Source organism: Celeribacter indicus, assembly GCF_000819565.1.
GTDB classification, from domain to species: Bacteria; Pseudomonadota; Alphaproteobacteria; order Rhodobacterales; family Rhodobacteraceae; genus Celeribacter; species Celeribacter indicus.
In genome coordinates, this window is the sequence record NZ_CP004393.1 from 3,583,144 (window position 1) to 3,597,785 (window position 14,642).

17 protein-coding genes are annotated in these 14,642 nt (G+C 67.5%); 11 read left to right on the forward strand and 6 right to left on the reverse strand.

The annotated features are described in order from the left end of the window. Positions 1-15: 15 nt before the first annotated feature. Positions 16-801 (reverse strand): ribose-5-phosphate isomerase RpiA, encoded by a 786-nt coding sequence (gene rpiA / locus P73_RS17675; RefSeq protein ID WP_043870590.1) that lies wholly within the window; start codon positions 799-801, stop codon positions 16-18. A 132-nt stretch (positions 802-933) separates the two neighbouring features. Here rpiA and P73_RS17680 point away from each other — a divergent pair, with 132 nt between their 5' ends. Beyond that, positions 934-1,335 (forward strand): YbaN family protein, encoded by a 402-nt coding sequence (locus tag P73_RS17680; RefSeq protein WP_245629194.1) that lies wholly within the window; start codon positions 934-936, stop codon positions 1,333-1,335. A 38-nt stretch (positions 1,336-1,373) separates the two neighbouring features. On the opposite strand, the gene P73_RS17685 is transcribed toward P73_RS17680, so the two are convergent. Then, positions 1,374-2,042 carry a thiamine diphosphokinase gene (locus tag P73_RS17685; RefSeq protein WP_043870592.1) on the reverse strand — a complete coding sequence of 223 codons (669 nt, stop codon included), beginning with the start codon at positions 2,040-2,042 and terminating at the stop codon, positions 1,374-1,376. Between P73_RS17685 and P73_RS26025 the strand changes: the two genes are divergently transcribed. Both P73_RS26025 and P73_RS26125 read left to right on the forward strand, forming a co-directional pair. Then, complete coding sequence (locus P73_RS26025; protein ID WP_158401955.1) at positions 2,041-2,193, forward strand: hypothetical protein; 153 nt, start codon at positions 2,041-2,043, stop codon at positions 2,191-2,193. The two genes, P73_RS17685 and P73_RS26025, sit on opposite strands and share 2 nt — an antisense overlap. Beyond that, positions 2,183-4,228, forward strand: coding sequence for a hypothetical protein (locus P73_RS26125; RefSeq protein WP_043870593.1), 2,046 nt, complete (start codon positions 2,183-2,185; stop codon positions 4,226-4,228). The genes P73_RS26025 and P73_RS26125 overlap by 11 nt, the downstream gene beginning before the upstream one ends. A 161-nt stretch (positions 4,229-4,389) precedes the next feature. Here the strand turns inward: P73_RS26125 and P73_RS17695 are convergent, their stop codons facing one another. After that, on the reverse strand, positions 4,390-4,626 hold the full coding sequence (locus tag P73_RS17695) for a DUF2842 domain-containing protein (protein WP_043870594.1): 237 nt from the start codon (positions 4,624-4,626) through the stop codon (positions 4,390-4,392). A 7-nt stretch (positions 4,627-4,633) separates the two neighbouring features. Next, a complete protein-coding gene (locus P73_RS17700) occupies positions 4,634-5,929 on the reverse strand; it encodes an adenylosuccinate synthase (RefSeq protein ID WP_043870595.1) in 1,296 nt (431 codons plus the stop codon). A 159-nt stretch (positions 5,930-6,088) separates the two neighbouring features. Here P73_RS17700 and P73_RS17705 point away from each other — a divergent pair, with 159 nt between their 5' ends. Beyond that, positions 6,089-7,174, forward strand: coding sequence for a bifunctional transcriptional activator/DNA repair enzyme AdaA (locus P73_RS17705; protein ID WP_043870596.1), 1,086 nt, complete (start codon positions 6,089-6,091; stop codon positions 7,172-7,174). Here the strand turns inward: P73_RS17705 and P73_RS17710 are convergent. Then, a complete protein-coding gene (locus tag P73_RS17710) occupies positions 7,132-7,683 on the reverse strand; it encodes a GNAT family N-acetyltransferase (RefSeq protein ID WP_043870597.1) in 552 nt (183 codons plus the stop codon). The two genes, P73_RS17705 and P73_RS17710, sit on opposite strands and share 43 nt — an antisense overlap. A gap of 121 nt (positions 7,684-7,804) precedes the next feature. On the opposite strand from P73_RS17710, the gene secG reads away from it, so the two are divergent. From secG to rpiB, 3 genes are all read left to right on the forward strand, one after another. Next, positions 7,805-8,170, forward strand: a complete 366-nt coding sequence (gene secG, locus P73_RS17715; protein WP_043870598.1) for a preprotein translocase subunit SecG — start codon at positions 7,805-7,807, stop codon at positions 8,168-8,170. 167 nt (positions 8,171-8,337) lie between these two features. Continuing rightward, positions 8,338-9,981, forward strand: coding sequence for a CTP synthase (locus P73_RS17720; protein WP_043870599.1), 1,644 nt, complete (start codon positions 8,338-8,340; stop codon positions 9,979-9,981). Between the two features lie 16 nt (positions 9,982-9,997). Beyond that, complete coding sequence (gene rpiB, locus P73_RS17725) at positions 9,998-10,447, forward strand: ribose 5-phosphate isomerase B (protein ID WP_043870600.1); 450 nt, start codon at positions 9,998-10,000, stop codon at positions 10,445-10,447. A 60-nt stretch (positions 10,448-10,507) separates the two neighbouring features. On the opposite strand, the gene P73_RS17730 is transcribed toward rpiB, so the two are convergent. Continuing rightward, positions 10,508-11,137, reverse strand: a complete 630-nt coding sequence (locus P73_RS17730; RefSeq protein WP_043870601.1) for an FMN-binding negative transcriptional regulator — start codon at positions 11,135-11,137, stop codon at positions 10,508-10,510. A gap of 265 nt (positions 11,138-11,402) precedes the next feature. On the opposite strand from P73_RS17730, the gene ppk2 reads away from it, so the two are divergent. The 4 genes from ppk2 (at position 11,403) to P73_RS17750 (ending at position 14,617) form a co-directional block, all read left to right on the forward strand. Then, positions 11,403-12,314, forward strand: a complete 912-nt coding sequence (gene ppk2, locus P73_RS17735) for a polyphosphate kinase 2 (protein ID WP_043870602.1) — start codon at positions 11,403-11,405, stop codon at positions 12,312-12,314. Positions 12,315-12,385: 71 nt separating this feature from the next. Further along, positions 12,386-12,829, forward strand: a complete 444-nt coding sequence (locus tag P73_RS17740) for a tellurite resistance TerB family protein (protein ID WP_043871913.1) — start codon at positions 12,386-12,388, stop codon at positions 12,827-12,829. A 219-nt stretch (positions 12,830-13,048) separates the two neighbouring features. Then, positions 13,049-13,864 carry an ABC transporter ATP-binding protein gene (locus tag P73_RS17745; RefSeq protein ID WP_052453389.1) on the forward strand — a complete coding sequence of 272 codons (816 nt, stop codon included), beginning with the start codon at positions 13,049-13,051 and terminating at the stop codon, positions 13,862-13,864. A gap of 30 nt (positions 13,865-13,894) precedes the next feature. Next, a complete protein-coding gene (locus tag P73_RS17750) occupies positions 13,895-14,617 on the forward strand; it encodes a transporter substrate-binding domain-containing protein (RefSeq protein WP_043870603.1) in 723 nt (240 codons plus the stop codon). The last annotated feature ends 25 nt before the right edge of the window (positions 14,618-14,642 follow it).

Genomic DNA, 14,642 nt, shown 5'->3' on the forward strand with positions numbered 1-14,642 from the left:
CCGGTCCGCCCCGGCTCAGTCGAGATCGGAGAAGATGTTGTCGCTTTCCGCGAAGTCCACGCGCTCCTCGGTCTCCTCGCCGGAGACGACGTCCCGCGTGCTCACCCGCCCGTCGCCATGGCCGATGATGACCTTGTCGCAGATGTCGATGAACAGCCCGTTCTCCACCACGCCGGGGATCTGGTTGAGCACCAGCGCGAGCTGGCGCGCATTGCCGATCCGCTGGAGATGCAGGTCGATGATGTGGTTGCCCTCGTCGGTGACGAAAGGCACCTCTCCGTTCATCCGGAGCGTCGAATGCTGCCCGAGGACGTCCATGGACACGAGCGTCTCCTCGACGAGCGCCTTCGTCGTCTGCCAGCCGAAGGGGATCACCTCGACCGGCAGCGGGAAGGCCCCCAGGGTCTCGACCTGCTTGGACACGTCGGTGATCACGATCATCTGGTCGGAGGCGGTCGCGACGATCTTTTCCTGCAACAGCGCGCCGCCGCCGCCCTTGATGAGGTTGAGTTCGGCATCGAATTCATCCGCCCCGTCGATGGTGAGGTCGAGCCATTTCGCCTCATCGAGCGAAACCACCTCGATCCCCTGCTGGCGCGCCAGTTCCGCGGTGCGGCCCGAGGTCGGGACGCCGAGCACCTTCAGCCCGCCCTCGCGCACCATCTCGCCGAGGCAACGCACCATCCAGGCGGCGGTGGACCCCGTGCCGAGCCCGAGCTTCATCCCGTCCTCGACGAATTCCACCGCCTTCCGGGCGGCGACGAATTTCGCGGTGTCGATCGGCGAAAGAGTGTCGGACATGGTGGCAGTCCCCGTGAGCGTTAGGGCAAGAATATGGTGGCACAGATGCTGCGCCGCTTATAGGGAGGAGGCGCCGTCTTGGATAGGCCAAATGCGAGAGTCGGTGGACGCCGGCCGCACGCGGCGTAGATCATGACGCGACAGGAACCGGGCGGGATCGCACAGATGAACGGACAGACCAGGAAATATGCCCATTTCATCCTCGGGTGGCTCTGCATCGCGCTCGGCATGGTGGGCGTGGTGCTGCCGGTGATGCCGACGACGGTCTTCGTCATCCTCGCGGCCTTCTTCTTTGCCAAAGGCTCGCCCCGACTGCGCGCGAAGCTTCTGAACCATCCCTATTTCGGACCGCAGATCCGCAACTGGGAGGAAACCGGGGCGATCCCGCGCAACATCAAGGTGCTGTCGATCACGATGATGCTCACGAGCTTCGTGCCGACGCTCCTGCTGCGCATCTCCTGGCCCTGGCTGGCGCTTCAGGCCACGCTCATCGTCCTCGGCGCGCTCTACATCGTGACCCGGCCCGACTCCTGACGCCCGCCCTGTCGCCGGAACCGCCGCCCGGCCGCGCCTCAGCCGTGACGCGCCAGCGCCGCGGCAAGGGTCCAGAGTTCGGAGCGCGGCAGGATCAGCAGCATGCCGGGCCCGTCGAACCGGAGCCGGATCTCCGCTGCACTCGCCTCGTTCGAGGTCCCGATGCGCCGCCAGGGCGCGAAGCCGATGCCCGAGATCGGCCAGCGCAGCCCCTCGGACCGTCCGGTGACCTCCGCCATGGGAAAGAGCGACACGCGCGTTCCCGGCGCGATCCCCAGGGCGAGCTCCGGCGGCGCATGCACCACCACGTCCCGTTCCCCGACGATGACGCAATTGCGGTCCGGATAGCGCGCGAGCACATGGTAAACGGAAAGCTCGTGGTCGATCCGTTCGCCGGTGAAGCCCACGCCGAACACCATCGGCGCGCGGATCCGTGCGAGGCATTTCTCGAAATCCGTGCTGTCCTGCTCGGGAACGTGGAACAGGCTGTCCGGGCGCAGCCGCGCCTGTCCCGCCGCCGACAGGCTGTCGAAATCGCCGATCACCGCGTCGGGAATCACCCCCTCGTCGAGCGCGCGCTCCGCCGCCCCGTCCGCGGCCGCGAGCTTCGGCGCGTGCTCCAGAACCTCGAGAAACGTGGCCCGGCTGACCGCGCCTCCGCCAAGCAGGGTAACGTTTTCCTCTGTTTCCAGAACAGGATCAGCCATGGCCGAAAATCCCGCCGTCCACGACTTTGCCACAATTCGGCCCGGAAATGATCACGACGTTTTCCTTGTTTTGTTCCGATTTGCGAACCAATTCATGATAAACAAAGGCGTGCTGAGCAAGGCAGAAAGCGAGGATTGGCATGGCGAATGACAGCAAGATCCTGACGGTATCCTACGGAACCTTCTCCTGTACGCTGGAGGGATTCGACGATCCGTTCTCGACGATGCGCTCGATCGCGGAATATTTCCGCGACCTCGCCGCCGACGACCGCTATTTCGGGGCTGAGCCGCCGACGCCCGATCCGCAGGCGCTGTCCTCCATCGCCGAAAAGGAAATCCGGCGCCGTGTCGAGGCGCGGATGCAGGAGGGCGGCTATGTGCTGCGCCAGCTCGAGGGCGACGCCCCCCCGCCCGCCGCGCCGGTCGCCCCCGTGCCTCCCGCCGCACCGGAGCCGCAGGCCGGCCCTTCGGCACCTGCCGCGCCCGCACCTGTGCCCGAGGAGGCCTCCCGCCCCGCCGCACCGGAAACGTCTCAGGAGGCTGCGGCCGCCCCGCCCCCCCGTCCCGCGCCGCAGCCTGCGCCCGCCGCCGCCCCGGCGATCAGCGGCTCCATCGCGGACAAGCTCGAACGCATCCGCGCCGCCGTCGCGCAGCGCAGCCAGGCCGAATTCGTCGAGGACCAGCATGCCGGCGGCGGGTTCGGCGACCTCGAGGACAGCTATGCCGGGCACCTGACCGAAGAGACAGGGGAGACGGCGCAGGATCGCGCCGACGCCGCCGAGGACGTCCCCGACGTGCAGGCCGCAAACGCGGCCCCGAACGTGACGGAGGAGGAGGACGAGGAGATCATCCCCGGCGCCCTGCTCTCCGCGCTGGCCACCGGAGAGGAGACCGCCGCCGCGGAGGCGGCAGGGGAAGACACGCCCCTGCCCCTGTCCGACATGGATCCGAACCTCGCCGCCGACATTGCCGAGGCGACGCTGCCGGATGAGCACGCCGAGCCGGCCGGCGAAGACGACGAGGCATCGCTGCGCCGGGTACGCGCCCGCGTGGTGAAAATGCGCCGCGACGACTACGAAGCCGAAGCCGAAGCCGAAGCCGAAGCCGAAGCCGAAGCCGAAGCCGAAGCCGAAGCCGAAGCCGAAGCCGAAGCCGAAGCCGAAGCCGAAGCCGAAGCCGAAGCCGAAGCCGAAGCCGAAGCCGAAGCCGAAGCCGAAGCCGAAGCCGAAGCCGAAGCCGAAGCCGAAGAAACGGACGCCGATTTCGCCGCCGCGCTCAAGCGGGAACTGGGGTCCTCGACGCTCGACGAGGAGGACGAGGCCGAATTGATGCGCGAACTGGCCGAGGTGGTGACGGAGGAGGAGAACGACGACGACGAGGCCACCGTCGCCACGCTCATCGCGGAAGAGGAGGCGGAAGACCATGCCTCCGGCGAGGCGTCCGCCGCGGCGGAAGATGCGGAGCGGGACGACGGCCCGGAGGAGCCGCGCAATGTCTTCGACATGTCCGACGCCTCGATGTCCCGGCTGATGGACGAGACCGACCGGGAGATGGCGAAGGGCGAGAACACCCGCCGCCGCAACGCGATCCAGCATCTGAAAGCCGCCGTGAGCGCCATTCGCGCGGAGAAATCGCAACGCGACCGGCCGGAAGAAGAGGACGAGGCCGGGACCGAGGTCTACAAGGAGGACCTCGCCCGTGTCGTGCGCCCGCGCCGCCCCGAAAGCCCTGCGCCCACGCGACGCCAGTTGCCGCCGCTCATGCTCGTCTCCGAACAGCGGATCGACCGGCCGGTCGAGGCGCCGGGCGGGGCGAATATCGCCCCGGTGCGTCCGCGCCGCGTCAGCCGCGCGGCGCTCGCCGTGCAGGAAAATCCGATGTTCGACGCGCAGGCGCAACAGCCCGCCGCACCGGGGGGCGATTTCGCGGAATATGCCGAACAGGTGGGCGCGGCCAGCCTCGCCGACCTGCTCGAGGCCGCCGCCGCCTACATGAGCTTCGTGCAGGGCCGCGACTCCGCCACCCGGCCGCAGATCATGCACCTGGCCACCGAAGCCATGGAGGAGGAGGTGCCGGTCGAGGAACGGCTGCGCTCCTTCGGCCAGCTCCTGCGCCAGGGCCGGATCCGCAAGACGACGCGCGGCCAGTTCGCCGTCGCGGAGAGCACGCGCTTCCGCCCGCACTGACCCGCTGCCTGCCGCCGGCAGGCGCGCTCTGCCCCTCCGCAGCCTGCTTTTTGCTGCTCCAAATACTCGCAAACGCCGCGTCCACCGGCGATCCCGCCCCAGGTCTGCCCTCCTGACCGTGCCCGGCACCGTCACCGCTCCGTCCCCGGAGCGGCCCTTCGTCATTCGGGGCGGTCGTCGTCCCGCGCCTCGGGATCGGCTTGTCCGATGCCCTTGAAGACGGCCTTCAGCGGGAAGGTCCAGAGCACGCCGAGGCCGATATAGACCGCGAGTTCCACCCAGATCGACGGGCGTTCGAAAAAGCTCAGGACGGTGACTGCCACGACGATATAGCCGGGCAGCCCCAGAACGAGGATCATGAGCGCCAGACGCCGGCGGGCCTTGTAGCTCAGGGCCATGCCGGGCTCAGTCCGCGAAGGGATCGGTGACGAGGATCGTGTCCTCGCGTTCCGGCGAGGTCGACAGCATGGAGACCGGGCAGCCGATCAGCTCCTCGACCCGGCGCACGTATTTCACCGCGTTGGCCGGAAGATCGGCCCAGCTGCGCGCGCCCTCGGTCGAGGCGGACCAGCCCGGCAGTTCCTCGTAGACCGGCGTGCAGCGCGCCTGCGCCTCGGCGGCGGTCGGGAGATAGTCAAGCGTTTCGCCGTCGAGCTCGTAGCCCACGCAGATCTTCAGCGTGTCGAATCCGTCGAGCACGTCGAGCTTGGTGAGCGCGATCCCGGTCACGCCGGAGGTGGCGCAGGTCTGCCGCACGAGGGCCGCATCGAACCAGCCGCAGCGCCGCTTGCGCCCCGTCACCGTGCCGAATTCGTGCCCCCGCTCGCCGAGCCGCTGCCCGTCCGCGTCGTGGAGCTCGGTCGGAAAGGGGCCCTCGCCCACGCGGGTGGTATAGGCCTTCACGATGCCCAGCACGTAGTTGATCGCGGTCGGGCCGATGCCGACGCCTGTCGCCGCCTGCCCCGCGATGACATTCGAGGAGGTGACGAAGGGATAGGTGCCGAAATCGATGTCGAGAAGCGCGCCCTGCGCCCCCTCGAACAGGATGCGCTTGCCCGCCTTGCGCTGCTCGCCCAGGATCTTCCAGACCGGGGCGGCATAGGGCAGGATCTCCGCCGCGATCTCGCGGAGATCGTTGATCAGCCGTTCGCGGTCCACCGGCTCGATGCCGAGGCCCCGGCGCAGCGGGTCGTGGTGCTGGAGCGCGCGGTCGACGCGCGCGATCAGCGTCGCCTCGTCGGCCAGGTCGGCGACGCGCACCGCCCGGCGGCCGACCTTGTCCTCATAGGCCGGCCCGATGCCGCGCCCGGTGGTGCCGATCTTCGTGCCCTTCGAGGCCGCCTCCTCGCGCGCCCGGTCGAGTTCGCCGTGGATCGGCAGGATCAGCGGCGTGTTCTCCGCGATCATCAGCGTCTCCGGCGTGATCTCCACCCCCTGCTCGCGGATCTTGCGGATCTCGTCCACGAGATGCCAGGGATCGAGCACGACGCCGTTGCCGATGACCGACAGCTTGCCGCCGCGCACCACGCCCGAGGGCAGCGCGTTCAGCTTGTAGACCTTGCCGTCGATGACAAGCGTGTGGCCCGCATTGTGCCCGCCCTGAAACCGCGCGATCACGTCCGCGCGTTCGGACAGCCAGTCCACGATCTTGCCTTTCCCCTCGTCACCCCACTGGGCGCCGACAACGACGACGTTAGCCATGATGAGTCCTTTTGATCGGATGAAATGAAACCCGTTGGCCCGTATAGCGGTCCCGCCTCTGTCATGAAACCTCAAAATCCGGGCCGGGAGCGGGCCGGCGGAATATCGGTGACGCTTTCGCGGCGGACAGGCGCCCCGGCATCCGCTAATCTGCCTGCCATGACCCTCTTCGCCCTGCCCGATCCCGATACGCTCTATGACGCCATGCGCGCGCGCGACGCCTCCTATGAGGGCCGCGCCTGGGTCGGCGTCACCTCGACCGGCATCTTCTGCCGCCTCACCTGCGCGGCGCGCAAGCCGAAGCGGGAGAATTGCCGCTGGTTCGACAGTCTCGGTGCCTGTCTCGAGGCCGGCTTCCGCCCCTGCAAGCACTGCCGGCCGCTCGACCCCGCGATGGCGGCCGAGCCGGTGATCGGCACGCTTCTGGACGCCCTCGCCGCGCGGCCCGACCATGTCTGGCGCGAGGCGGACCTGATCGCGATGGGCCTTGACCGCGGCACCGTCCGGCGCGCCTTCAAGCGGCATTTCGGAATGAGCTTTCTCGACCTGGCGCGGCTCGACCGGCTCCGGCGCGGGTTCGAGACGCTGGGCGAGGGCGGCACGGTGCTCGAGGCGGGGCTCGACGCGGGGTTCTCCTCCCCCTCGGCCTTTCGCGCCCGTGTCGGGCGGCTCCTCGGCCTTGCCCCCTCGGACTTCGCGCAGGAGCCGCGCCTCACTGTCGACTGGATCGACACCCCGCTCGGCCCGATGATCGCGGTGGCGGACGACCGGGCGCTGCACCTGCTGGAATTCATGGACCGCAAGGCGCTTCCCACCGAGCTCAAGGCGCTGGCGAAGGGCGCGAAGGGGATGCTGGGATTCGGACACACGCAGATCCACGACCTGCTCGCCCGCGAACTCGGGGCCTATTTCGACGGGACGGGCGCGGCATTCACGGTACCGCTCTGCTATCACGGCAGCGGGTTTTCGCACCGTGTCTGGGACGCGCTGCGGCGCATTCCCGCGGGAGAGACGCGCTCCTACGGCGAACTTGCGCGGGAGATCGGCCAGCCGTCCGCGACGCGGGCGGTGGCGCGCGCCAACGGCGCGAACCAGATCGCCATCCTCGTCCCCTGCCACCGCGTGATCGGTGCCGACGGAACACTCACTGGCTATGGCGGCGGTCTCTGGCGCAAGCAGCGGCTGATCGAAACCGAGGCCGGTTACGCCCGTGCCGCCAGATCCGAAAGACTGCCCCAGCCATAGGCGAGCTCGTTCATGCCGCCTTCGGGACGGTTGTCGATGCGCTCGGCCGCCTTCTCCCCGCCCAGCGCCTCGTAAAATCCCCGCGCGCCCGCGTTTTCCGACAGGACCCAGAGCGCGGCGGCCTCGTGCCCCTGCGCGCGCAGCTCCCGCGCGCCGGCGGCCATCAGCGCGCTGCCGATGCCCAGCCGCTGATCCGGGGGCGCGACATAGAGCGCGGTGATCTCTCCCGGAAAGGCGGCGCGCAGATCCTCGTCGCGCTGGTCCCCGACGGAGAGGAAGCCCGTAACACGCCCCTCGCATTCGGCCACGAAACAGGCCCCGCGCCCGCTTTCGGCAAAGCCGTCGAGGATCCTCGCCCAGGCCTTTTCCCGGTCGGAGACCGACATGCGGTCGATCAGCGCATCGGAAAGGAAGTCACGATAGGCGCTGCGCCAGGCGGCGACCTGGACCTCCGCGATGGGAAGGGCGTCACGGCGGCGGGCGGGGCGGAGGGCGAAGCATGCGGTCATGCCGCCATGAAGGCGCGCCCCGGCGCGAAAGGCAAGACCCGGCGGACAGGGGCCATTCGGGGTTGCGTGGCCAGACAAGACCCCTTAGATAGCCCCATCGAACGTCCCAAAGGTCCGATCCATGGAAAATGTCATCCTCGTCATTCACCTGATCCTCGCGCTGTGTCTGATCGGCATCGTGCTCTTGCAGCGCTCGGAAGGTGGCGGCCTCGGCATGGGCGGCGGCGGCGACGTGATGACCGGCCGCGCGGCCGCGACGGCACTCGGCAAGCTCACCTGGATCTTCGCGATCGGCTTCATCGCGACCTCGCTCACGCTGACGGTCCTGGCGCGCCAGGAGGCGGCGAATTCCTCCGTGGTCGACGGGATCACGCTCGAGGACGACAGCGCCCCCGCGCAGGAAGACACGCCCTCCCTGCCCTCGGGATCCGATCTTCTGCCGCCCGCCTCCACGGATGCCCCGGCGACTCCGCCCCGCGCGGACTGATCTCTCCGTTGACTATTCTTGGGTGACGGGGGCTTTCGCCCCCCAACATGTTGCGGTTCGGTTGCGCGGGACGGCCGAATCTGATAGTGCTTAAATCCCGTGATACGTGCTGTCCGAAAGCAGCGCGCGAGCAGCAATTCAGGCAATCACGGGAGCTTCTCCACCCCATGGCACGTTACGTTTTCATCACCGGCGGTGTGGTTTCTTCGCTCGGGAAGGGGCTCGCATCGGCGGCCCTCGGCGCTTTGCTTCAGGCCCGCGGCTATTCCGTGCGCCTGCGCAAGCTCGACCCCTATCTGAACGTCGACCCCGGCACGATGAGCCCGTTCGAACATGGCGAGGTCTTCGTGACCGATGACGGGGCGGAGACAGATCTCGACCTCGGCCATTACGAACGCTTCACCGGCGTGTCCGCGCGGATGACCGACTCGATCTCCTCGGGACGGATCTACATGAACGTGCTGGAGAAGGAGCGCCGCGGCGACTATCTCGGCAAGACGATCCAGGTCATTCCCCACGTCACCAACGAGATCAAGGATTTCATCGAGATCGGCGACGAGGAGGTCGATTTCATGCTCTGCGAGATCGGCGGCACGGTCGGCGATATCGAGGGCCTGCCCTTCTTCGAGGCGATCCGGCAATTCGCGCAGGACCGCCCCCGCGGCCAGTGCATCTTCATGCACCTGACGCTCTTGCCCTATATCGCCGCCTCCGGCGAACTGAAGACGAAACCGACACAGCACTCGGTGAAGGAGCTGCGCACCATCGGCTTGCAGCCGAACGTGCTCGTCTGCCGCTCCGAACATCCGATCCCGGAGAAGGAACGCGAGAAGATCGCGCTGTTCTGCAACGTCCGCAAGGAAGACGTGATCGCCGCACCGGATCTGAAGTCGATCTACGAGGCGCCGCTGGCCTACCACCGCGAAGGTCTCGATCAGGCCGTGCTCGACGCCTTCAACATCGCGCCCGCGCCGAAGCCGGACCTGTCGACCTGGCACGACGTGGCCGATCGCGTCTTCAATCCCGAGGGCGAGGTGCGCGTGGCCATCGTGGGCAAATACGTCCAGCTCGAGGACGCCTACAAATCCATCGCGGAGGCGCTCACCCATGGCGGCATGGCCAACCGGGTGAAGGTCAAGGTCGACTGGGTCGATGCGGAGATCTTCGAACGCGAGGATCCCGCGCCGCATCTCGAGAATTTCCACGCCATCCTCGTGCCCGGCGGCTTCGGCGAGCGCGGCACGGAAGGCAAGATCAAGGCGGCGCAATATGCCCGCGAGCACAAGATCCCCTATCTCGGCATCTGCCTCGGCATGCAGATGGCGGTGATCGAGGCGGCGCGCAATCTTGCGGGCATCGACACCGCCGGCTCCGAGGAATTCGACCACGAGGCCGGGAAGAAACGGTTCGAGCCGGTGGTCTACCACCTCAAGGAATGGGTGCAGGGCAACCACACCGTGCGCCGCAAGTCGACCGACGACAAGGGCGGCACCATGCGGCTCGGCGCCTATACCGCGGTACTGAAAGACGGCTCGAAGGTCGCGGATGTCTACGGGACGACCGAGATCGAGGAACGCCACCGCCACCGCTACGAGGTGGACATCAAATATCGCGAAAAGCTCGAAAGCTGCGGGCTCGTCTTCTCCGGCATGTCGCCGGACGGGCGTCTGCCGGAGATCGTCGAGGTGAAGGACCACCCGTGGTATATCGGCGTGCAGTTCCACCCGGAACTGAAATCGAAACCCTTCGCCCCCGCGCCGCTGTTCCGCGATTTCGTGCGCGCGGCGAAAGAGAATTCGCGGCTGGTGTGACGGAAAGGATCCTGACATGACCGAGACCCGACGCATCGTCCTGTCGAGCGACCATGCCGCCATCGACCTGCGGCAGGCCATCGCCGCCCATGTCGCCTCTCTCGGCTGGGAGGCGGTCGACATCGGACCGACGACACCGGAGAGCACCCATTATCCCGCCCATGGCGCCGCCGCGGCCCGGCGCGTCGCCTCGGGCGATTGCCGCCTCGGCATCGTCCTGTGCGGCACCGGCCAGGGCATCATGATGGCGGCGAACAAGGTGGAGGGGATTCGCTGCGGCGTCTGTTCCGACACGTTCTCCGCGCGCATGATCCGCCAGCACAACGATGCCAACATGCTCGCCCTCGGTGCGCGCGTGATCGGCGAGGGGCTGGCATTCGAGATCGTCGAGGCCTTCCTCTCCGCGGACTTCGAGGGCGGGCGCCACGGGACGCGCGTCGACATGATCCGGGCCCTGGAAGACTAGGCCCCTCCGCGGCCGGGGCATGACACATCGGGACAGGCGCTCTTCGGGGCGCCTTTTTCGTCACTCCGTCTCCGGGAAGCTCGCCAGCGCCTGCGCGAGGTCCACGCCCTGCTCACCCGCGCCCATCAGCCCCTCGTAGGTGCCGCGCCGGTCCTCCGCGCTGCGGTGCTGGTTCACCTTCCACTTGCCCTCGACCCGCGTGGGCACGAAGCGCAGCCCAACGATCCCGCGCTTGAGCGCTGCGAGATAGGGCACCGGCGCGTCCGACACCGCCCAGGGCTCGGCCCGCCCGACCTCGTGCAGGTCGGTCAGCGCGGTGAGGTGGGCATGAAGCTCCTCGCCGCCGTTGAACGCCTCGAAGACGCCATGGGCGTGCACGGTGATATAGGCCCATGTCGGCACCACCTTTCCGTGCTCCGCCTTCGACGGGTAGAAGGACGGGGAGACATAGGCCTGCGGTCCCTGAAAGATCACGACGCTCTGCATCCCGGCGAGCCGCCAGTGCCCGTTCGCGCGCGCGACATGGCCTTCGAGCACGGTCCGGCCCTCCGCCTCGCGGACGATCCAGGGCAGGTGCGTGATCCCGATCCCCTCTCCGTGCGGGGTCACCAGCGCGCCGAATCCGATTTCGGACATCGCATGGCGCAGGAGGGACGGGTCGTCGATGGCGGATCTGTTCGGTCGGTACATGGACGTCTCCCTCGCGCGTCTGCGCGCCTTGATAGCAGGGGGCGCGCGATCCCGAAACTCACAATCGCCCGGCCCCGCCCGCGGCCGGCGGAATGTGCGCCCCGCGGGCCCCTTTCGCCGCTCTTTTTCGCGCCTGGCGGACGGCGGCGCTTTTCCATCAAGAAAGCGTCATGTATGCGTGGTTAAAGACGGTTCTGAACGCGGAGCCGCCCACCGGCGCGCAAGGCGGACAGGAGCAGGGAACACAGGACGAACGGAGCGCATCATGAGCTTTGACAAGGAGGCCCAGGACTGGCTTGAGGCGGAACTCGCCGACACGCTGGACGAGGAGTGGGAAATCGAGCTCGAGGATTCGATCCTGTCGCGCGAGATCAAGAAGATCTACCACCGCGAACATCCCGACATGCTGCCGCGCCACATCTATTTCCGCGAGCTGCTGAGGCTCCAGGCCGAGCTGATCAAGTTCCACGAATGGGTGCAGGCGACCGGCGAGAAGGTCGTGGTGCTGTTCGAGGGGCGCGACTCGGCGGGCAAGGGCGGCGTGATCAAGCGCATCACCCAGCGCCTCAACCCGCGCATCGTGCGCGTGGTGGCGCTGCCCGCCCCGTCCGACCGCGAAAAGAGCCAGTGGTATTTCCAGCGCTACGTGCCGCATCTTCCCGCGGCGGGCGAGATCGTGCTCTTCGACCGGTCATGGTACAACCGTTCGGGCGTCGAGCGCGTGATGGGCTTCGCCTCGGAGGACGAGGTCGAGCAGTTCTTCCAGGACGTGCCCGACTTCGAGCGGATGCTGGTGCGCTCGGGCGTCAAGGTCGTGAAATACTGGTTCTCGATCACCGACGAGGAACAGCAGATGCGCTTTCTCATGCGCATCCACGATCCGATGAAACAGTGGAAGCTCTCGCCCATGGACCTGCAATCGCGGATCCGCTGGGAGGATTACACCAAGGCGAAGGAAGACACCTTCTTCCGCACCAACATTCCCGAGGCGCCGTGGTACATCGTCGAGGGCAACGACAAGAAGCGCGCGCGGCTCAATTGCATCGACCATCTCCTGTCGCTTTTCGACTATCACGAGATCCCGCATGAGGAGGTCCACCTGCCCGAACGGGTCTACAACAAGGATTACGAGCGCGCCGTGCTGCCGCCCGAGCTCTACGTGCCGCAGAAATACTGACCCATCACGTTGACGTGTCGCGGGCGCGGGTCCGGCTTTCCTCCGGGCCGCGCCCGATCTATATCTGGGCCATGTTCGGTGACTTTCTCAAATCCCTGCTGCAACCCGAGCCGCCGCAACTGGCGGACCGGGACGCGCGTCTCGCGCTTGCGGCCCTGCTCGTGCGCGTGGCGCGCTCCGACAACCATTACGCCCGTTCGGAGGCCGAACGGATCGAAAAGATCCTGATGCGCCGCTACGGACTGTCTCCCTTCGAGGCGGCCAATCTGCGCGGCGAGGCCGAGACGCTCGAGGCGGAGGCGCCCGACACGGTGCGCTTCACCCGTGCGATCAAGGACGCGGTGCCCTACGAGGAGCGCACCGGCGTGATCGAGGGACTGTGGTCCGTCGTCCTGGCCGATGGCGTGCGCGACCACGAGGAGGATGCGCTCCTGCGGCTCGTCGCCAACCTGCTCGGCGTGAACGACCGCGACAGCGCCCTCGCGCGCAGGCGCGTCGAGGAGGCGCAGTCCTGAGCGCGGCCCCCTGCCCCGCGCCCCGGCGCGCGGGGGAATCGCCACGTCGTTCCGCCGCCGTCCGCCCCGCCCAGCACAGCGCCGCCCGCTGCGGGAGAGCCTAATTTCCCGCCGTCGCACCGGCGATCCTGTCAGATTTGATCAAATGGAGGGCGGAACGCTGCGGCACTCTGCCTTGCAATATTGCATCTGCCCAAGTTTTCGCCCTAACTCTTGGGAATGTTGACCAATGGCTCAAATTCCGGCGCCGGGGCGCCGCGGGGTGAGGACACGCCGGTCATCGAGATCCGGGATCTTCACAAATCCTATGGCGATCTCGAGGTGCTCAAGGGCGTTTCAATGACGGCCCCCCGCGGGCATGTCACCTCGCTCATCGGCTCGTCGGGCTCGGGAAAATCCACGCTGCTGCGCTGTGCGAACCTCCTCGAGGACAGCCAGTCGGGCGAGATCCTCTTCGAGGGCGAGCCGATCCGCTGGCAGGGCACGGGGCTGCACCGCCGCCCCGCCGACCGCCGTCAGGTGCGCCGCATCCGCACCAACCTGTCGATGGTCTTCCAGCAGTTCAACCTCTGGGCCCACCTGACCGTGCTCGAGAATGTCATGGAGGCGCCCGTCACCGTGCTGGGCCGCCCGCGCGCCGAGGTCGAGGCACGGGCGCGGCACTATCTCGACAAGGTCGGCATCGGCGACAAATGGGACGCCTATCCCGCGCAGATGTCCGGCGGACAGCAGCAGCGCGCCGCCATCGCCCGCGCGCTCTGCATGGAGCCGCGCGCGCTCCTGTTCGACGAACCGACCTCCGCGCTCGATCCCGAGCTCGAACAGGAGGTGATCCGGGTGATCCGCGCGCTGGCCGCGGAAGGCCGCACCATGATCATCGTGACCCATGACATGCGCATGGCCGCGGATATCTCGGACCATGTCCTCTTTCTCCACCAGGGCCTGATCGAGGAGGAGGGGCCTCCGTCCCGGCTCTTCGGCGCGCCGAAATCCGACCGCCTGAAACAGTTCCTCAGCGCGACTGTTCCGGCCTGACATGACGACCAACCAACAGGGATGACCACAATGAAGAAACTGATCCTGACCGCCGCCGCCCTGGCGTTCACCTCGGGCGCCGCGCTGGCGCAAGACGTCGTGCGCCTGGGAACCGAGGGCGCCTATCCTCCGTACAACTACATCGACGACAACGGCGAGGTCGCGGGCTTCGAGCGCGCCCTGGGCGACGAGCTCTGCACGCGGGCCGAACTGACCTGCGAATGGGTCACGAACGACTGGGACAGCATCATCCCGAACCTGCTGTCGGGCAATTACGATGCGATCATCGCGGGCATGTCGATCACCGAGGAACGTGCCCAAAAGGTCGATTTCTCCGAAAATTACACGCCGCCCTCCTATTCCTCCTACGCGGCGACCTCCGAGGATGTCGATCTCGAGACCGGGGTGATCGCGGCGCAGACCTCCACGATCCAGTCGCAATACGTGGTCGACACCGGCGCGACGCTGCTGGAATTCCCGAGCTTCGAGGACAGCCTTGCCGCCATGCTCTCGGGCGAGGCCGACGCGGTCTTCGCCGACAAGGACACGATCGTGCCCGTGGTCGAGGAAGGCACCGCGATCTTCGTGGGCGAGGATGTCCCGCTCTCCGTCGGCATCGGCATGGCCTTCCGCAAGTCCGACCCGGAGCTGCGCGAGACCTTCGACGCCGCCATCGTCTCGATGAAGGAAGACGGCACGCTCAACGAGATGATCAGGGAATATCTGGGCGAGGACAGCCCGGTTTTCGAATGATCCGATCCTGACCCGGCCGGCGGGG